Here is a 21,478-nt window from a genome sequence, read left to right on the forward strand (position 1 = left end):
ATACTAACTAAAACCGTTACAAAGTTATGAAAATAATTTCGAACGTAGTACACTTATGCCACATTCCTTTGAGGCACAGACTTCTTGTAATTATGAAATTAAGTTTAATCTTAAATCTATGCTTTGTTTTTTGCGCCTCCGCAGTAAATGTCTACTCGCAAGAAATCACTGCCGACGCAAAGATAGAAACGATGAAGGAAGTTTTCGACATCGTAAAACAAAAGAGCGACTACACGTTCTGGTACCGTAGCGAAGACGTAAACCTGGATCAGAAAGTAAAGGTCAACCCTACCCCCAGTTCCGTTATGGATCTGTTAGATTCCGCCCTGGCCGAACAAGGCCTGTCGTATAAGATTAACGGACGGTATATTATGATCTACAAGGAAGAATCCAGAGCTGTGCAACAAGCAAAAACCTATCGGATAACCGGAACTGTTCTCGACGAAACGGGAGCGGAAGTAATCGGAGCCAACATTACCGTACCCGGTACAACCCTCGGCACAATAACCAACGTAATGGGCGAATTCTCGATAGACGTGCCCGAAGGCAGAAGCCTTGAAATATCTTTCATCGGCTATATCAAGCAAACATTCAAGATCAGCAAGAACGAAAGACTGAGTGTGGTATTGAGAGAAGATGCCACAGCACTGACCGAAGTCGTTGTAACGGCACTGGGCATCAAGCGTGAAGCCAAAGCGTTGGGTTACGCCGTATCCGAAGTAAGCGGAAGCGCCATCACAGCCAGTCAGCCTATCAATGCCATGAGTGCACTTTCGGGAAAAGTGGCCGGGGTAGACATTTCCTCTACCACCGCCGGACCATCCGGTTCTACCCGTATCGTGATCCGTGGTAATGCCGAACTGTCGGGATACAATCAACCGCTTTATGTCATCGACGGTGTGCCTATGGACAACTCACAGCTCGGCGAAGCCGGCATGTGGGGAGGCTACGACATGGGCGACGGTATATCCGGCATCAACCCCGAAGACATCGAATCGCTTTCCGTACTGAAAGGCGCCTCGGCTGCCGCACTTTATGGTTCGCGGGCAACGCATGGGGTGGTACTGATCACCACAAAATCAGCCAACAAAAAGGGATTCGGTATAGATGTTACCAGTAGTGTCGACTTCGTAACCCAGCTTTCCAAGTTCGACGATTATCAAAGAGAATATGGTATGGGACGTAACGGTGAACTGCCTATCAGTTACGAAACCGGACGTGGAGCTTCACAAGCATCATGGGGAGCCAAACTGAACCCGAACATGAATACCTATATATTCAACGGCGAGCAGAAACCTTACGGAAATGTAAACGATAATATTTCAAGTTTCTTCCGTACCGGTACCACATTCAACAACTCTGTTTCTGTGACCTCGGCTTCCGACAAAGCCAGCATACGCGCCTCTGTTTCGGATATGCGCAATAACGACATCGTTCCCAAGTCGAACATGAACAGAAACTCCTTTATGATCAAAGCAGACGCGAATATCACAAGCAAATTCAGGGTTGAAACGCGTGTAAACTATATCACAGAAAAGGTAAAGAACCGTCCTGCCCTTTCCGACTCGCCTAACAACGTAGGTTTGGCTTTGATCGGTCTTGCACCCAACCTCGACCAGAAATGGCTGGCCGACGGATACAAGAATGAATATGGAGATTACGTAGACTGGAACGGCGGTAACATCTACCGTATCAACCCCTACTGGTCGCTGAACGAAATGTTCAACCGTTCGAGCAAGAACCGTATCATGGGATATATGCAGGCTAGTTACGAATTCATCCCCGGTTTAACGTTGCAAGTTCGTGGCGGTACCGACTCTTACAAGTTCCGTATCACCGAGTTCCAGGCCATCAGCACGCCTACTGCCAAACAGGGAGCCATGTCGGAGAACTCCATCGACGTTACCGAAACCAATGCCGAAGGTATCTTGCGATATACCAAAAGAATTGGTAAAGACTTCGATCTGTCCGCATTCGTTGGAGGAAATATGATGTTCTACAAACAGGAAATGTTTATGAATACAGGCGAGAACCAGGTGATTCCGGACATGTACTCCATTACAAACTATTCTGAAACCACAGTCACCTACTACAAGCCTCGCAAGCGGATTAACTCCGTATACGGAGCCGTAAACCTAGGCTATAAAGACTTCCTTTATATAGACGCTACGTTAAGAAATGACTGGACCTCTACCCTGCCTAAAGGAAATAATTCATATATGTATCCGTCTGTTTCCGGAAGCTTTATCTTTACCAACGTTTGGCCTATGTCATTCTTATCGTTCGGTAAGTTAAGAGCATCCTGGGCACAAGTGGGAGGTGATACCAATCCGTATATGTTGAACCTGAACTACGGTCTGTTATCACATACCTTCAATGGAAAACCTTTGGGAGAGATTTCCTCGACAAGTATTCCACCTGCTAATCTGAAACCAACCCGCACGTACTCGTACGAAGTCGGCGCCGACTTACGCTTCCTCAACAACCGGATGCGACTCGACATTGGTTACTATTCGCAACGCACTAAAGACCAGATTATGAACCTGCCGGTGACATCGGCCAGCGGTTTCGAAAACTCAACCGTAAACAGCGGTGAGATCCTTAACCAGGGTATTGAGCTGAGCCTGAATGTGGCTCCTATCTCGACCAAAGATTTCTATTGGGATTTTACCCTGAACTTTGCCCGCAACGTAAATGAAGTAGTAAGACTCCACGACGAGATCAGCGAATATCCGTTGGCAGAAGCACGCTGGGCCGGCGCTATGATCCAAGCCCGCGAGGGAGATGCATACGGTGTGATTATCGGTAAAAAACTACTCCGAACAGAAGCAGGTGAAGTGATTTACGGGGAAAACGGCTACCCGTTGGTAGGCGATAAACTCGAAGTACTAGGCAATGGCGTTTACGACTGGACGGGTGGTTTAGGAACCTCGCTGAGTTATAAAGGTTTCTCACTAAGCGCACTGTTCGATGTAAAATGGGGAGCAGATGTATATTCCATGAGTAGCATGATGGCCCACTCAAACGGTACGGCCAAGGCAACCCTCGAAGGTCGTAAAGAGTGGTACAACTCCGAAGAACAGCGTAAACAGCAAAATATAGAAACCGGCAGCTGGACAGCAACCGGAGGTTTCGTCGGTAAAGGAGTTGTGAATGTAGGAACAGTCGAGAACCCGAAATATGAAACAAATACCAAAGCGGTCGACCCACAAAAGTACTGGACCAACTTCCTGACTTCCGGCACGCCCGAACCGTTCATCTACGATGCTTCATTCATCAAATTGAGAGAAATGACGTTAAGCTACACCTTGAAGAAAGAATGGCTGAAGAAGACACCGTTTACCAACGTGGCGTTCACCGTCTACGGACGTAACCTGTGGACTATATACTCTGATGTACCTAACATCGACCCCGAATCTAGCTATAATAACAGCAACGGACAAGGATTTGAGTACGGTTCATTACCCTCAAGACGATCATTCGGATTTAACCTCAAGTTTAGTTTGTAACCCAAAATGAGAACGAACATGAAAAAACATAGTATCATCGTAAGAGCTCTGGCCATTCTTTTCTCAGTGGCATCCGTGACCTCTTGCAGTAATTTTGAAGATTTGAATCAGGACCCGACCAAATCAACCAATATGGACCCGAACCTGATCCTGCCGACCATACAAATGTACCTCACCAATGATTACCAGGAGTGGCACCGCCATTTCATGTATCCCGGTGGCTTTGTTCAACAATGGTGTGGCGACTGGGGAACGGTGGAATATGGTTGTCTGGGCATCAAGAGCGATGCATATATGGCCGAATTGTGGCTGCGCCGATACACCCGTTTGTCTAAAAACCTGGTCGACATTGTAGAGCGGACAAAAGACAACCCGGAAACGGCTAATATCAACGCCATCGGGCGCATTATGAGAGTCTACGTATTCAACCAACTGACCGATATGTATGGAGATATTCCTTACTTCGATGGTGGTGCAGGATACTATTCCGGTACGTTGAAACCCAAATATGATGAACAGGAAGATATTTATAACGACTTCTTCGAACAACTCGAATTAGCTAATAGTCAGTTCAATCCGAGTGGAGATGTGATTCTGTACGATCATTATTACGATGGCGATATTAATAAATGGAAGAAATTCTGTAACTCCCTCCGCCTCCGCCTGGCTATGCGCCTTGTTAAAGTAAATCCGGAGAAAGCGAAGAAAGAAGCCGAGGCTGCTATCAAAAACGGAGTAATGACAAGCAACAGCGACATCTGTCTGATTCATTTTGAGAACCTGGCAAACCCATCGGCTGGTCCGGGACGTGGTAATGGACTGGCAAACCGTTTCCGTCAGGAACCCAGAAACTTCCGTTACTCTAAAAGACTGATCGAATATATGGAGTCGACATCCGATCCGCGAATCACCATCTATGGTGGTTGTTACCTGGACGATGGAAAAGATACAGACATCACCAGCATTGTTTACGCCGCAGTAGGCAACTATACCGATATGGCACGTCCAACCGACCGCTTCGACTGGGAAGAAAGTCCCGCTGCAAGAGTACTGAAAGTGGGCGGAGAAGACATTGAAGTGGCCGGTAAGTATTTGTTGTTGCAACCTTCTAAATGGTTTATGGCTTATGATGCTCCTTATATTAATATGAGTTACGCAGAAGTAGAATTACTGGCTGCCGAAGCGAAACTACGCAACTGGGATGTACCGGGCACCGTAGCCGACCATTATGAGAAAGCGCTCCGCGCATCTGTTGAGCACATGACGGTGTATGGTGCACCTGCCGTATCCGAAGTTGCAATCAACCAATTCATACAAAAGAATGCATTGGTTGCCGGAAGTGAAATGGAACAGATTAACATGCAGTTATGGGTAGGAAACGTACTGAATCCGTTTGAGGTGTTCGCCAACTGGAGACGTACGAATATTCCTGAAATTATATTCACCAACTTTGACCCCGGACGTAACCAATCGGGTGGAAAGACTCCACGACGTTTGCTGTATCCGGTAGAAGAGCAAGTGAAAAACGGTGAGAACTACTACGAAGCCATCGCCCGCGTTCCGGGATACGACTGGACAATCGGTGTTTGGTGGGATGCACAATAAGAAACCATAACTCAAAAAAGAACGTTTATGAAATACATACATTTTATATATGCCCTGCTTATAGGATTAATCCTTGCCGGATGTAGCGACGACGACGCTAGTAATCCTACTTTTGACGATGACGAACTGCCCAAAATATACATGGAATGGGCCTCAACCTATGTATACGGACTGAACGATGTGATGAAATATACGGCTATCGTCTCCCCCGACGATAATATCACATGCCGCTGGTTGGTAGATGGTGAAGTGGTAAGTAGCGGTCTGTCGGTTGAACACCAGATTACTTCTCCCGAACCGTTTACCCTCCGGTTCGAAGTGGAACGTAACGGACTATCAAGTTATCGTACTGCACAAGTTACGGTAACCAAACCGTTCGAACCTAAACCCCACGAACGTGTAGTGATGGGTGTACTCACAACAAATGGCACTTCCGACTATGTGCAGTGGGACAACATTACCCACCTGATGTACACTTCCTTACAGGTTGAAGAAGTTTCGCCTACCCTTAAGCTGCCCGATGCTACTGCTCTGGCACGTCTGAAAACGGTGATATCATTGGCTCATAACGAGGGGGTATATGTAATTATCGACATTGCCGGACCGATGAATGTTATATCCGGAGTTGGTGGTTACAACCAGACGGCGCTGAACCAAATTGCCATTAACCCGGCATTGCGCACCCAACTCATTGCCAACATAAAGAACTTCGTCGAAGAGTACGATCTGGATGGTGTGAACATCTCCATGAATAGTGCAAACAACGATGCCGGCGGATTAACGGATCATGCACAAATCGCTGAGTTTATGAAAGAGCTGGGCGAAGCATTCCCAAGCCAGTACGAAGGCGAACGGGGTACATACTTTGTAACCGCCTCCATACCAATGGCCTGGAACAATGGCGATCAGTACGGCTACCTGGGCGGAGTGGATCGTCTGGACTGGGTAAACCTGATGCTCTTCGGAGGTACCGACCTGTCGCCTGTTCAGCATGCACCGAATTGGCAAATCGCCGATAATATTGCTAAGTTTGCGGGTAAAGGTATCCCGGCGTCCAAAGCACTTGTCGGAATCGGAGCCTTTGGTGTTAAATATGATATTCCTCCCGGAACAAGCCCGACATGGGGAAATATAGATGAATTCCTGGCCTACCCTACATACAAAGAGATCTTGGCTATGGATGCGGATGCTGCCCAAAAGGAGCACTTGCAAATGGGTAATGCCCAGATCTTCTATACAGGTCTTGGAACAGGATACGGAACAAATGTATCTTCCAAAGCGGGCGAAGCTATAGCAGCAGGTGCCAAGGGTATGTTTATCTGGACACTGGATAACGACTCGCAGGAAGCAAGTAAGTCGCTGACCAAAGCGGTTTATCAGGCCATGAACCCATAATTCCCTCATATAATCCCCGGTGCATTAACTTAACACATTAATCGACCTTTGGTCACCGGGGATTATTTTTATATTATTTTATTCAAGGGACTGTTAAAAAGCCTATGATGCTGTAGGGGCGGTTCGCGAACCACCCAAATGTGAGTCACAACTGTCTTGAGGGCGGTTCGCGAACCGCCCCTACAGATAACCCTCTCCCACTACTAACCCCAAAAACAATGAGAAAGCATACATTACTTCTCTTGTTATCGCTCATCGCCACCCTTTGCAGCTACTCATGCAGCAAAAGCGACAATGAAGACGATGGCAAGAAGATAACTTTCGCAGTTTATCAAGACGCAACGACCCCCAATTTCATTCGGTTTGAAGCATCAGACGGTAATCCCGATGCGCTTTACGAATGGATCATTCAAGACGATTCTAAACAGAAATCAAACATACCCGAACTTTCCTATTATTTTGAGGAGAAAGGAACATACACCATTGCCTTACAGTATACTCTGAACGGAAAGACACAAGTCGCCACACAAAGCGTTACCATCAGCGAAGATTCATACTATTTCCTACAGAACGAGGGCTTATGGTGGAACGATGAGTTCGGCAACCCCAGCCTGAACTACCAATACTGGAACTTTGACCAGGGAACCGGAATATGGGGAAACAATGAATGGCAAACTTATACAAGTAAATCAGAGAATGCCTTCATCCGCGATGGCAAGCTGGTACTCAAAGCCGTTAAATCGGGCGCCGGACAGAAAGTAGGCGATTACACTTCAGCCCGTGTCACCACCAAAGGAAAAAGGGAAATCTCACGCGGACGCGTAGAAGTCCGTGCCAAGCTTCCGGGAGGCGTTGGCATCTGGCCTGCAATCTGGCTGTTCGGCAACAAAGCATCTCCCTATTATTCCGAACTGGACATTATGGAGTATGTGGGTTGCGATAAAGATATTATTTATGGCGCCATTCATACCACCCAATCTCTGGAGGGTACGCAAAAAATATCTGCTTCGAAGATCGTAAAAGGTGTGGAAGACAATTTCCATGTATACGGAATGAACTGGACAGACGATAAAATAGAGTTTTATCTCGACACCCCCGATAACGTCTATCTCCGTTACCAGCCCGAAGATAAATCCAGTATGCGGGTGTGGCCTTTCGACAAAGAATTGTATCTGATTCTCAACATTGCCGTAGGTGGCGATTGGGGAGGAATGAAGGGAGTGGACGACAGCATCTTCCCTTGTGAGATGGAGATAGATTACGTTCGGATTTTCAGGAAAAAGTAAAATAACTAAAGTAGTACGACTATGAAAAAGAGTTCTATCCTTATTCTGGCTTTACTAAGCATCCTCTTCATGGGAGCATGCAGCCCGCAAAAGAAAACGATACAAGACATTGCCCAGCAACCTTACATTGTAGCCTACCTTCCGACGTGGAGAATGCCTTATACCCCCGATTGGGATAAGATTACCCATTTATGCCTGGCCTTTGGCTTTGTCAATGCCGATGGCAGTCTGCGGATGGAGGAGATCATTAAAAACAAGTACATTATCGAAGAAGCGCAAAAACATAAAGTGAGCGTCCTGCTTTCTATCGGTGGAGGCGGATCGAAGAACTTTGCCCCAGCCATACTGGATGCAGAAACCCGTACTGCATTGGTCAACAACCTCAAAAAAATCATAACCGAATACAACCTGGATGGTGTAGATGTGGATTACGAAGAATGGGAAGGCGGTCCTAACGGAGCCAGCGAAAAGGACATAGAATGCCGCACTGCCCTGGAACTCCTTTACAAGGAACTCCGCGAAGCGCTCGGATCGACTAAACTCATCACCGCTGCCGTAAATGCCGGATGGGATAACGGCGGAGGATTCGGACTATACAACTGCTTCAACGAAAGCATGCATCAGTACCTTGATTTTGTAAGCCTGATGATTTATGATGAAACCGGTCCCTGGTCGGGCGAAAGAACCGGCCCACATTCCGACTGGACTTTCTTCGAAAAAGCCATCGACCATTGGCTCAACAACCGGAAACTACCCAAAGAGAAGCTCATTGCCGGTGTTCCATTCTATGGCTATCACTTCCTATCGCCCAACGATGCCACAGGCGCTCGCGGGATACCTTACCGGGACATCCTGACTCAATACCCCGACGAAGATGCCCATTTACAAGATTCCATCGGCCTGTTGTATTATGATGGCATACCAACCATCAAACGGAAAGCAGAATACATTAAGCAGCACCAACTGGGTGGCATTATGTTCTGGGAGATTACACAAGACACGGATATTGCAGAAAAGAGTCTTCTAAACACGATATATAATGTATTGAGGTAGTAAAAATAATCAACCACTTTACGCATACCCCGTAAGTCTTCGATAGCAAAATGCTATAAAAAGGTCTATAAAAACCGGCCCCAGAACGCTTCTGAGGTCGGTTTTTGCGTTTGCTGCAAACGTCGACTTGCGTTTGCTGCAAACGCAAGGTTGTCTTTGCAGCAAACACAAATCGATGTTTGCAGCAAACGCAAATTGATGTTTCGAAGACCTGTTTTCATAAAGTAACTAATCCATACACCTATAAGATACGTCCTTAGACTTTGCCACCTGGTTACGAATCTTTCGTAAAACGTTAATCTATCTGAAACTTCTTACGAAAACTCCGTAGATTTAAACTTTTACGTTAACTTGCACCCATTAACTGAGCAATACTTTAATCAAATGCAACCATGAAACAAGTACTTATACTATTCTGTTTTTGCATCAGCCTATCAACAATGGCGCAACAGCAAGCTGGCCCCATACGGGAGGCAATGGCAAATTACGATTACGAAACCGCACTCGGACTGATATCAAAAGAAACGCCGACGCCTCAACTCACTTTCCAAAAAGCACAGGCATTGCGGGGATTAAATCGTTACCGCGAAGCGTTGGAAGCCTTTCGCGAGGTGGTGGCCGGGGAGCCGGAAAACCTCCGGGCTATTATCGAAATGGCCGAATGCTGTAAACTGTCAGGAAGATTCACCGAAGGTCTGAAAAGTTATGAGCAGGCACTTGCCCTAACGCCCGAGAATAAATATCTCCAATTGCAACGAATTAGCTTACTGTGTATCATGGAGCAATACGCACAGGCCAGAAGGTTTTGTCATGAAGTTATGGCAAACGACAGTTCTACGGCTGTTATGCGGTTAATGGCGCAGGCGCAGGAAGGCTTGATGAGGCCCGATTCTGCGCTGTATTACTACAAAACAATCGTCGAAAAAGAACCCCACGACTATTTATCGGTGGCCAAACTCGCTAACCTGCATATCAATACCAATGCGCCTCAGGAAGCAATTACAGTAACCGAAAAATATAGAGAAAAGGATAGTACCAATATATACGTAAACCGGCAGAATGCACAAGCATATTGCCTCACCAAAGATTATCGTAAAGCAATAGACCGGTACGAATATCTTGTAAACCAAGGAGATAGCACCCGCATGACAAGCTACTATCTGGGAATGTCCTACTATGCCATAGAGGACTACTACGGAGCACACGACTTCCTGCGCATAGCCTATAAATATGATCCTAAAAACATCAATGTATTATATTATCTGGGGCGGGCTTGCGCCAAAACATCCTGGAAAAAGGAAGGGGTAGCAATGCTGAATGAAGCGATCAACCTGGCCATTCCCTCCGACTCAATTATGATAAACCTGTATAATGGCCTTGCCGATTGCTGTTATTATGCTAGCATGTACAAAGAACAAGTGGAAGCCTACAAGGAGATATACAAATATAATCCGCGTAAAAAGATAATGCTATATACTATAGGAGCTGCCTATCAAGACTATCTGAAAGATAATAAAAATGCTGAAAAATATCTTGAACTGTTTCTGAAAACCAAACCAAAAGGAGAAGGTGAAGACCCCAAAATGGAAAAGGGAACATTGGTGCTGGGCGAAATGACCCATTATACCGTTGCCGAACGAAGATTGAACACCATACGTAAGGAACAATTCTTTAAGGAAGGGCAAAAAGAATAAAGAACGCCACTTTCTGAAAACGTTTGCATAAACTATACGCCAGGTAAAAGAAAGTAGAAACTGTAAATACGAAAGAATTGTTCTATATTAGTCGTAATTTATTTTATTACCCTAATATCATGAAAAAAGTATTTATTGCACTTTCTCTTTTCCTACTATCTGCCGGAAGTCTGGCAGCCCAGAATGTAAACAAGATTGATCCGCCATTCTGGTATGCCGGAATGAAGAATCCCGACCTCCAACTTATGGTTTATGGAAAGGATATAGCCGGTTCTACCGTATCCGTTAACTATCCGGGAGTAAACCTGAGCAGCACAGTCCGGCTCGAAAGCAACAACTACCTGCTGGTTTACCTATCGCTCGATAAAGACGTAAAGCCCGGCAAGTTTGACCTGACCTTTACCCAAGGCAAGAAGAAACAAGTAAAAGAATACGAAATCAAAGCCCGCGACAAGAAACCGTGCGAACGCATGGGATTCGATGCATCGGATGCTTTGTATCTCCTCATGCCCGACCGTTTCGCCAATGGCAACCCCGACAATGACCAGATTGCCGGGTTATCTCCATACAAAGTAGACCGTGATGATCCGAATGCACGTCACGGAGGCGACCTTGCAGGCATTGAGAACCATCTGGACTATTTCACCGACCTCGGAGTTACCGCCCTTTGGTTCACCCCTGTACTGGAAAACAATATGGAAGGCGGTTCCTATCACGGATACGCCACCACAGATTACTATAAAGTCGATCCCCGCTTCGGTACAAACGAAGAGTACAAATCGCTGATAGCCAAAGCACACAGCAAAGGCATCAAAATGGTGATGGACATGATCTTCAACCACTGTGGTTTTGAGCATCCCTGGATAAAGGATATGCCATCGAAAGACTGGTTCAACAATCCAGACCACGAGAATAACTTCGTGCAAACATCCTATGCTCTACCGCCGATGGTAGATCCATACGCATCCAAACAAGATTATTTCCTGATGGACGAAGGTTGGTTCGTAAAATCTATGCCCGACCTGAACCAACGGAACCCACACGTATATCGTTACTTAGTTCAAAATAGTTTCTGGTGGATCGAGTATTCTGCTATTGATGGCATCCGCATGGACACGTATCCGTACGCAGATTATACCGCCATGAGCAACTGGATGAAGGAACTGAACGACGAATATCCAAATTACAATGTTGTAGGCGAAACCTGGGTGACTGAACCCGCCTATACCGCCTGGTGGCAAAAGGATTCCAAGCTATCCGCCCCGCTCAACAGTAACCTGAAATCGGTTATGGATTTCAGCTTCTACGACAAAATCAATGTGGCAAAAGATGAGAATACCGCTCACTGGGGAGCAGGACTTAACCGTATCTACAACAACTTTGTGTATGACTTCCTCTACCCTAACCCCGAAATGGTTCTGGCATTCTACGAAAACCATGATACCGACCGCTTCCTGAAAGAAGGACAAGACCTCGATAAGCTGAAACAAGCGGTTGCCATTCTTCTCACTACCCGCCGTATCCCCCAGTTATACTACGGAACAGAGGTCATGATGAACGGAGTGAAACATAAAAGTGACGGATACGTTCGTAAGGATTTCCCCGGCGGATGGGCAGACGATTCACAGAATGCATTTACAGCAGCAAGCCGCACAGACATCCAGAACCAATGCTACAATTTCTATCGCACAGTATTAAACTGGCGTAAAGGAAATGACGTGATTGCAAAAGGAGATATGGTACAGTTTGCCCCACAATATGGCGTATATGTATATGCACGCCAGCTTGAAGGCAAAACCGTATTGGTGATGCTGAACGGCACGGATGCGGAAGTAAACCTGCCGTTGAATTACTACAAGGAAATACTTGAGGGTGTGAAACAAGGCAAGGATATTATCACAAATAAAACAGTTACGCTCGGCCAAGAGCTGAAAATGGCTGCGCGGGAAGTGTTGATTATCGAAATGTAAGTATGTCAAAAGTGAATAATTTACCATATGGGCGGTTCGCAAACCGCCCATACAGTAAAATATCTTTTTCCACACTACGAATTAAGGCACATGTATCTTCTCAATCGTTGTAAAGTTAGGCTCGCCCATACCCGGATAATTGGTTTCCGGTTTTCCGGCAGCCGTTTTACAATCCATATGAACGCGGACCCAGTAATCAATACCCGTATACTTCAAAGCAATGTTTGTACGGAATGTGATTTCCTGTCCTTCCATCTCGTTTTTCAACGCAAATGCCGTTTTATAATACTGTGTATCTGCTCCGTCCTTTACGTTTACGGTACGTGATACTCTTAACCAAGCCTCTCTTACATCGGGCATTTCATAGCCTGGCTTCTGGTTTCTTTTGAAACGAACACTACATTCCAAAAACCCATCGGCCCCAACGGTTGGCTTCTTTACCCATTCGATAGTGAGGTAAGGAGTTACCGTAAAGTCCTGCGTGGTGGTTCCGGATATTTTCAATAGTATACCGGCATCATCGGCATCCTGTTTTTCATCATCGTAGGGATAGAAATTCCCTGCGCGGGGCAACATGCGATATTCGCCCGGAAACCATTTGGTATTACGGTAAGTACCATCCTGTTGTACGGCCAATGTCTGGGCGCCGACAAAAATATTCTCATCGCCATTTGCCCAGCTAATCTCCCTTGCCCGGATGTATTTTGATCCGTGATTAACCTGTAGCGGCTGGCCGGTATGGTCATAAAGTACTCCCTGAATAGTAGCATCCGGTTCATCAAAATTGTCTATTTCGCAGGATACGGCTAATACACAGCATAAGACAAAGGCTATATATTTAGTTATTGCTTTCATAATTTATTGCAATTTTTAGTTATTGATTTCTATTCTTTTGCAGTAACGGATTGTTCTTCAACTCGGCAGAAGGAATGCCCTCATAGTAATTATTCACAGCAAATGTTACCATTCCGGCAGCTTCGTCGGCCGATTTAGCATCGTATATATACTTTCCATTTGGAATACCATTTTCGTCAACCGTTGCACCTTTGGCATACATAATTGGATATAACCCTCTTCTGAAGTAGTTGCGGATCTGTGTATCGTAAGTAAACCAACGCATCAGGTCCCAATAGATCTTACTTTCGAAAGCCAGTTCTTTGTACCTTTCTACACGTACGATCTGCAAACCTCTGGTAGGAGCTTCTACAAATGCACCCTGCCCTTTGGGTCCTTCCCTGTCCCATCTGGTGAATGCGGGATTCATGGAAAGTTCCGACGGACTGGTCAGAAGATTGGCCCCTGCACGGTCGCGCACATCATTGATACATTTGAAAGCATCGTTCAGCATATCTGTCTCGCGATAGGTGTCCACCCCATTCTGTGCCAGTTCGATGGCTGCTTCGGCACGGTTAAGTAATACTTCGGCATACCGGATTTCGATCCATGGTTGTGTAGAGGTATGGTTCACTGTTTCCGATTTGGGCAGAGTGATGTTCAAGTGTTTGCGACCGAAGAAACCGGTTACTGTATTAGAAGTATTGGTACTTCCGGTTACCCTCGGACCATCCAATCCGTTCTTGAAAAACGTCACACCGTCCGACCGCTTATAAGGATCTTTCTGGTTGGCCGATGGATCAGCAGACCAATCAAAGATGGTTCTTGCACGGAAAGGGTTCTCTTTAGGATAGGCAGCTTTATTCCATACCGATCCCGAATTAAGACCTTGTCGTTCTTTTCCGTCATCAACGGTAAACTTCTTGAACCGGTCAGTGGCAGGATCATATTCTTCTTTAATGATACCGGCACGTAAATCGAGTTTCATACCTCCTTTATATAGATTACCCGGAATCAGAATGTTTGCCCGGAGCCGGGGTTCTGCCCCATTCCATAGTTGTTGACAGTCATCGTATACAATATAATCGCCATTTTCATCAAAAGCGCTGAAGTTCCCTTTCTCATCCAATGGTAAGCCGTCGAATAGTTCGACCCAGTCGAGTGTAGGATTGTAGCGGTCACCACCCTCACTACACATACGTGGAGGAGCCATTATAGAATTAAATGAGTGTACCGACATGCTGAAATCGTACTTACGTAGCCATATAGATTCTTTGTTACCATCAGCCTTTTCCCACACTTCGGCATAATTCTCCGTTTTATCGCCATTGGCCCGGTGAAGTTCGTATTTATCACCGTCTTCAATCATTTTAGCAGCATCCCAGGCTGTTTTAAAATAGTCGTTGGCTTTAGACGAAGGTATTCCTTGCAGCAATACGCCATCCACTTCCCAATCAGTAAACTTCATAGAGCCGTAACGCGCAGTCGTTGCCGCATGAAGGGCTGCGCGGCATTTAATTGCGGCGGCTACGTACTTATTGGCACGGCCTGCTTCGCTTGTTTCGGGCAAGTCGGCAATAGCTTCATCCAGGTCTTTCAGGATAAAATCGTATGTGTCGGCATGGCTTTCACGGGCTATCCATAAAGCCTCGTCGTCATTAGGGTCTAATGACTGTGGTTCCAGAATCTTAGGCATACCTCCATATCGTTTGGCTAACTGAAAGTACACATACGCCCGGAGGAATTTAGCTTCAGCAATCCACGATTTGGATTGTTGCTCCAACTCGGGATAGTTCGGCAGATTCTTTACAAGCGTATTTGCCTTGCGAATCACCTGAAATGCACTATTCCAATAACCTCTGCGGTGGAGCGGCAAGTTGGTATTGTTTCGATTTACCATTTCACCGGTTGAGTTCCAGAAGTTCCAGATACTAATTCCGTTACCCACATAATATCCGCCTCCGATCTGGCCATCGCTGTTTGTATCGTAATGGAAATCTTCCATAGGCAAGTAATTATACATCCCCGCCATGTAAGCCTTTATTCCATTTTCATTATATATATCCTTTTCGGTGATGATGGATGTGGGTATCAAGTCTAAATCCTGACAAGACACTAACCAGCTTATTGAAAAGAGCAGTATGCCTGCTAATAAATGAACTTTTTTCATATCTTTCATTTTTTGTATATTCATGATTCAACTCTCGTTAAAAAGTGATTGAGCCACCGAAGTTATAGGTTCTGCTCAACGGATAAAGATAACCGTACGATTCGGATGGTTTCTCTGGATCTAGCCCTTTCACACCCGTGATTGTCAGCAAGTTGTAACCATTGACATAAAGTCGCATGTTCTTGATTCCTGCTTTTTCGAAGAAACTGTTTTTAGGAATCGTAACGCCTATTTCGGCACTCTTCAAACGTACATAAGCCCCACTTTGTATGTTGAATTTCGATGTTTCTTCCGCCCTCATTTTTCCATAAGGGTAATATCCTGAGATCCATTTGTTTGTTGGGTCATACGGATCTTTATCAGGATCGGCAGGGTGCCATCTGTCGAATAAGAGATCAAGTGCATTTCCGTCCCATGTAAGCGGGTTAAGCAATTGCTCACCATAACCAATGTATGACATGGCTGCGCCTTGGAACAGCAAACTTACATCAATACATTTCCATTGTCCTCCAAGCGATAAGCTGAAGTTCATAAGCGGATAGTTACGGGCTTTATTCAAGTCGGTACCCGGAAGTCCGGCACCTGCTTCGGAGTTAGTAGTAATAGCAATCGGATGCTTGTCTTGGTCGTCAATAATACCGTCGCCGTTCCAGTCTTCATAGATCGGGTCGCCGGGAAGTGAATTGGCATTACCATAAATAGAATTGGCAATATGATCGTAAGATGTAAAATGTCCGTTTTTACCTTTACCAAACCAGATATCATTCCAACGATCGATGTAATTATTGCGCCAGTTGTCGTAAGAGTTTGAATAAGGAGGCATTACCTTCTTAGTCCACATACTGCGAGTCATTTGCACAGTACCTGTTACGTTGTATCTGAAATCCTGTATCCGGTGGTTATGCCGCAACTCAATTTCAAATCCTTTGGTACGGTCGGCATTCAGGTTAGCTTCTGAAATTGCCGAGCCAAATGTAGCAGGCACTACTACACTGGGTTTATCAAGCAGACCATCGCGGTCGCGTTTGAAAAAGTCAACCGAGAAACCGAACAAGCCATGCCACAGATCGACATCAATACCCAGATTCAACATTTTGGCTGTGTACCAGGTGATGTCCATATTCGGCACACTGCGAGTGCCCAGAGCGTTGACAAAAGTTGTTCCAAATACGCTTCCACGTGGCAGGTTCACTCTGTTATGATAGTCTTGCGGATAATCATACCCTTCAACAAACTGGAATCTGGAAGCATTGTCATCTCCTAGTTTTCCCCAGCTACCTCTGATTTTCAGGTTTTGCACAAACGGGAGATTATCTTTTATAAAAGATTCTTCAGAAATACGATAGGCCAACAGCACACTTGGGAAGAAGCCCCATTGTTTGCCTTTCGGAAATTTGGAAGAACCATCATAGCGGAAAGAGAACTCACCTATATATTTACCGGCGTAGTCATAGTTAAGCCTACCCACCAATCCTCTTGAAGCGTTTTCATTCAATCCGCTTCCGGTTCCTTCCTGGTTTTCGGAGTTACCAGCAAAAAGATATGGAATTGGTATTTCGAAATACCGCTTTGCATTGAAATCATATCCTTGGTTATAGGCTTCTTCATACAGTAAGAGGGCGCCTACATGATGCTTTTCGGCAAAAGTATTGTCATAGTTCAATTGTACATTCCATAGGGTAGAATAGCTTGTTTTGAACTCGCGTTTCAGTTCGGTTTTGCTATTTCGCGTACTGGCTATTTCGTATTGGTCGGTTACGGCATTGTGACGGTATTCGTTATATTCCTTTCTGAAAGTGGAATTGTCATCCCAGGTTCTGTCATAACTATACATCGCTTTTGCTGTCAGACCTTTTACGTATGGTACATCATATTCCACATACATATTGGACTGGAACATATTCTTTTGATTCTTAACATATCCGGACATTTCGGGATGTGTTACGGCAGCCACATTGTATTCCACATCGGGTCTGTAGAAATAAGGCGCAGTGTTATTGGCATATACCGGATCGGTAGGACGTGAACGCCAAAGCATCTTGAATACTTCCCACGTGGATTGATTCTGGCGGTTGGTTTCGTCCATGATCATATTCAACTTAACACCTGCCTTGAGGTGTTTAGTCATCTGCGCATTCAGGTTGGTTCTTAGGTTATAACGGTTGTAATTGGCCGAATTGGTTCTGAAGAAACTACCCTGGTCGGTATAACCGAAGTTTACATAATAGTCCACTTTACCGGCTCCTCCACTGATCGACACATTGTGTTGCTGCTGTGGCGCTGTGTTTTTCAGCACGGCATCATACCAATCGGTATCGGGCATTTCACCTTTGGCCAACTTGTCGAAGTATTCCTGATTGTATTCTTTCTGCGGATCGGTAGTGCTACGCATTTTAAGTTCATTGGCCAGCAGGGCACGGTCCCATGACCCCAGCGGACGAAGAATTTCGGCCGGTGTCTGGATACCATAATAACCGGAGTATTCGATCTTGGCTTTTCCTTGTTCACCCTTTTTGGTAGTGATCAACACTACACCGTTGGCTGCACGCACCCCATAAATAGCTGCCGATGCATCTTTCAGTACAGATATACTTTCCACATCGTTCGGGTCCATACGAGGCATATCACCACGAGGCACACCATCGACTACCAATAACGGAGAACCTAAACCACGGATGTCAAACTGGTTGGTAAATTGTCCGGGCTCGGATGTTTTCTGGATATTTCGCACTCCTGGAAGTTTACCGGTAAGCATGTTCTGTATGTTGGTGCTCTTGGTGGAAACAATTTCTTTGTTCGTCACCGCGGCAACTGCACCGGTCAGGGTTGCTTTCTTCTGCGCACCGTAACCTACAACAATTACTTCCTCTAACTTCTGGGCGTCTTCTTTCAACGTGATCTCAATGCGGTTTTGAGTACCGACTTTCACGTTTTCAGCTCTATAACCAATATAGGATACAACTAAGGTTGTTGCGTTTGCAGGAATACTTATGGAAAAGTTACCATCTATATCGGTAATCGTACCTACAGATTTATTGGGAGTCGCTACATTGGCACCAATAATGGTTTCACCACTCTCATCGAGTACTTTTCCTGTTATTGTCCTATTACCCTGCGCCTGTACTGCCTGAAGGCCTCCGACATACAATAACAGAATCACAAACAGCCGAAGTAAAGGAGTTGCATTTTCAAGAAACAAAAAACTTCTCTTTAACTTTCCTGATAATTGAATGTTCATAATTATATTTTATTTAAGATTAGAAATTAAGCGATAAAGTCATCGCTATCTGGTTTCAAGTACAGTTTTAAACTGTGAAACACTTTGTCTCGAAGGATAGAAAACTGGGGACGGCTCCTTGCCGATTTCTTCATACTTAATGGGTTTTTCATATTTCTACATTTAAGATTTAAACAACACCTTACTTTAAGTAGGCTGACTCTGAGAGACTAAATAAAGTGAGACTGAATGTTGACCGGTCATAAAAAACTGCTCTCTTCATTTAGTTTAGTTCGGTTTCTGTTTTCAATTGAAATGAAAACATGCATCTACACATCTAAGAATTCTTTACGGAACAAAGATTTGTCCAGCAGATTACTTATCGGGTTAACTCTTGGGTTAATTCTAAAAAATCTTTCTAAATATTCTTTTTTTTAGGTGCGTTAACATATCCTGGGACCGTATTTCTCACATTTTTTTCTATATCGTCATTGGGTATTCTTCACGGAATAAAATGGGTTATAGAGAAAAATTACTGGAGAGTTAATGCACCCATTAACTCATACGGTAATCCTCAGATACTATATTTGTTTTTTATTCGATAATAGGTGTAATGGAGTGCCAGAGATTTATATTATATCAATTCTATATTTATAAGTGTTATGAGAATTAAAAAGCAAATTTGTCTGTTCTTAGTGTTTAGCCTATCTTCTTTTTTATTGGCAAATACAACGGAAACACCGGAACAGAAATACAAAGAGTTACAAAATCAATTATCCAGCGGATGGAATACATGGGACACCCGCAGCGTATTAACCCATGTATTGTTACCTTATGGGGCAGCCATCGATTTAAATGTTCTGGATGCAGACAGGAAAAGAGCCAATACCTTTCGGGTGGGTGGAAATCCGCAGGTAAGACCCGGGATGAGAACGTATGATGGAACATATACGGACTTATCTGTAGAATGGGGCGGACATAAGCTACGGGTTCAGACTGCTGCCGAAGGATTGAAAAACATTATCCTCATCACTCCGCTCGAAGGGAACAGGCAAGGCGGAACACTTGTCGTTGTTCCCAAAGCGCTCTGGCTAAGGCTAAATAGAATAGAGATGAATGATAACCGGTTTATAATAGCTTCGGGGGGACTCAGCGAAAAGATAACGGGAATTGTTCATGGGGAGTTCCTGAAACAGGAGGGTGACGAAATACACTTATCGGCCGACAAGCCTATCGTAATCTGTTGCAACGAATCAATGACAGTGGCCGAGGCCACACAGTTCATCAGCAATAAAGCCGAAACATTCGTAGCAAATAACCAAAAGAAATACGGAGCCAACTATGAGGTTTACAACGCCATGCAAAGCGTGTTGGCGTGGGATAATATTTACGACCCGACAATCAGAAAAGTAATCGCCCCGGTAAGTCGTAGCTGGAATGTCAGATGGAGTTCGAACCCACAATTCGGGGGATTTGTATTGTTTTGCTGGGATACTTATTTTGCTGCCATGATGTTCGCCCTCGATAACAAGGAGTTGGCCTATGCCAATGCGGTGGAGATAACGAATGCCGTGACGGAAAACGGATTTGTACCGAATTTCTATGCCGACAATAATTATAAATCGCGCGACCGGTCGCAGCCGCCCGTAGGTTCATTTGCCATCTGGAATCTGTATAAACGGTACAACGATAAATGGTTGCTCGAATTGGTATATGATAAACTGCTGACCTGGAACCGCTGGTGGGATAAGAACCGAAAAACCAACGGACTCTTGTGCTGGGGAAGCAGCCCGTTCGAAAAAGTAACTTACCGTAATTACGAGACTGGTGGTATTAACGAGTTGTACGGCGCATCACTCGAATCGGGGTTGGATAATTCACATATGTATGACGCCATACCTTTTGATAAGGAAAAGCATACGATGAAACTGAACGATGTCGGCCTGTCTTCGCTATATATTATGGACTGTAATTATTTGCTACAAATAGCAAAGGAGCTGGGAAAGAAGGCCGATGCCAAAGAACTGGCCGACAGGAGTAAAGAGTATACCCGAAACATACAGGAGCTTTGGGATGATAAAAACGGATTGTACTACAACAGGCATACAGATACTGGGAAGTTGAACCCAAGGATTTCTCCAACCAATTTCTATCCGTTGCTGGCCAATGCCGCAAGTCAGCAGCAGGCCGAGAGAATGATGAATGAGCATTTGCTAAACCCGGAAGAGTTCTGGGGCGAATGGGTAATTCCTGCAACACCCCGCAATGATCCGGCCTTTAAGGATAATATCTATTGGAGAGGTCGTATCTGGGCGCCTTTAAACTTCCTGGTATATTCGGGCTTGCATAATTATGATCTTCCCGAGGCCAGAAAGGGACTGGCGGAAAAATCAAAGAAGTTATTATTAAAAAGCTGGCTATCCGACAGGTATGTCTTTGAGAATTATAATTCCGTAACCGGAGTGGGAAATGATACCCCGCGAAGTGATTATTTCTATCATTGGGGGGCATTATTAAGCTTTATCGGATTAATTGAAGATGGGTATATCAATATATATTAGCCCGACAGTAAACTAATGATTATCGATTCTTATTAGTTATTTTCATTAATTAAGAGTGAGAGCCTTATTACGTGAGTAATGAGGCTCTTCCTGAGTTTGGCGCTGGGACACCCAAATCAAAATCCGAACATTTTGGCAAGCGCTTTTTGCTCTTCGGATAGAAGCAGTACTCTTTTTATAGTCC

At 44.9% G+C, this 21,478-nt stretch carries 11 protein-coding genes; 8 read left to right on the forward strand and 3 right to left on the reverse strand.

Annotated features, from left to right (window positions below):
• Positions 1-92: 92 nt before the first annotated feature.
• From D0T87_RS20020 to D0T87_RS20050, 7 genes are all read left to right on the forward strand, one after another.
• Positions 93-3,509: a SusC/RagA family TonB-linked outer membrane protein gene (locus D0T87_RS20020; protein WP_239063790.1), complete on the forward strand. Its 3,417-nt coding sequence runs from the start codon at positions 93-95 to the stop codon at positions 3,507-3,509.
• Positions 3,510-3,527: 18 nt separating this feature from the next.
• Positions 3,528-5,114, forward strand: coding sequence for a SusD/RagB family nutrient-binding outer membrane lipoprotein (locus D0T87_RS20025; RefSeq protein ID WP_163177408.1), 1,587 nt, complete (start codon positions 3,528-3,530; stop codon positions 5,112-5,114).
• A 27-nt stretch (positions 5,115-5,141) separates the two neighbouring features.
• Positions 5,142-6,509, forward strand: coding sequence for a glycoside hydrolase family 18 protein (locus D0T87_RS20030; RefSeq protein ID WP_163177410.1), 1,368 nt, complete (start codon positions 5,142-5,144; stop codon positions 6,507-6,509).
• Positions 6,510-6,727: 218 nt separating this feature from the next.
• Positions 6,728-7,795 (forward strand): family 16 glycosylhydrolase, encoded by a 1,068-nt coding sequence (locus D0T87_RS20035; protein ID WP_163177412.1) that lies wholly within the window; start codon positions 6,728-6,730, stop codon positions 7,793-7,795.
• Between the two features lie 21 nt (positions 7,796-7,816).
• Positions 7,817-8,848 (forward strand): glycosyl hydrolase family 18 protein, encoded by a 1,032-nt coding sequence (locus tag D0T87_RS20040; protein WP_163177414.1) that lies wholly within the window; start codon positions 7,817-7,819, stop codon positions 8,846-8,848.
• 392 nt (positions 8,849-9,240) lie between these two features.
• Entirely contained in the window at positions 9,241-10,542 is a 1,302-nt protein-coding gene (locus tag D0T87_RS20045) for a tetratricopeptide repeat protein (protein ID WP_163177416.1), read from the forward strand.
• 119 nt (positions 10,543-10,661) lie between these two features.
• Positions 10,662-12,512, forward strand: coding sequence for a glycoside hydrolase family 13 protein (locus tag D0T87_RS20050; protein ID WP_163177418.1), 1,851 nt, complete (start codon positions 10,662-10,664; stop codon positions 12,510-12,512).
• Positions 12,513-12,593: 81 nt separating this feature from the next.
• On the opposite strand, the gene D0T87_RS20055 is transcribed toward D0T87_RS20050, so the two are convergent.
• The 3 genes from D0T87_RS20055 to D0T87_RS20065 are packed head-to-tail and all read right to left on the reverse strand — an operon-like array spanning position 12,594 to position 18,754.
• Positions 12,594-13,367 carry a DUF3823 domain-containing protein gene (locus tag D0T87_RS20055; protein ID WP_163177420.1) on the reverse strand — a complete coding sequence of 258 codons (774 nt, stop codon included), beginning with the start codon at positions 13,365-13,367 and terminating at the stop codon, positions 12,594-12,596.
• 19 nt (positions 13,368-13,386) lie between these two features.
• Complete coding sequence (locus D0T87_RS20060) at positions 13,387-15,516, reverse strand: RagB/SusD family nutrient uptake outer membrane protein (RefSeq protein WP_239063792.1); 2,130 nt, start codon at positions 15,514-15,516, stop codon at positions 13,387-13,389.
• A 37-nt stretch (positions 15,517-15,553) separates the two neighbouring features.
• Positions 15,554-18,754, reverse strand: a complete 3,201-nt coding sequence (locus D0T87_RS20065) for a TonB-dependent receptor (protein ID WP_163177422.1) — start codon at positions 18,752-18,754, stop codon at positions 15,554-15,556.
• 641 nt (positions 18,755-19,395) lie between these two features.
• On the opposite strand from D0T87_RS20065, the gene D0T87_RS20070 reads away from it, so the two are divergent.
• Positions 19,396-21,294: a trehalase family glycosidase gene (locus tag D0T87_RS20070; RefSeq protein WP_163177425.1), complete on the forward strand. Its 1,899-nt coding sequence runs from the start codon at positions 19,396-19,398 to the stop codon at positions 21,292-21,294.
• Positions 21,295-21,478: the final 184 nt, after the last annotated feature.

The organism is Bacteroides sp. 51 (assembly GCF_010500965.1).
In the GTDB taxonomy this organism is placed as follows: domain Bacteria; phylum Bacteroidota; class Bacteroidia; order Bacteroidales; family Bacteroidaceae; genus Bacteroides.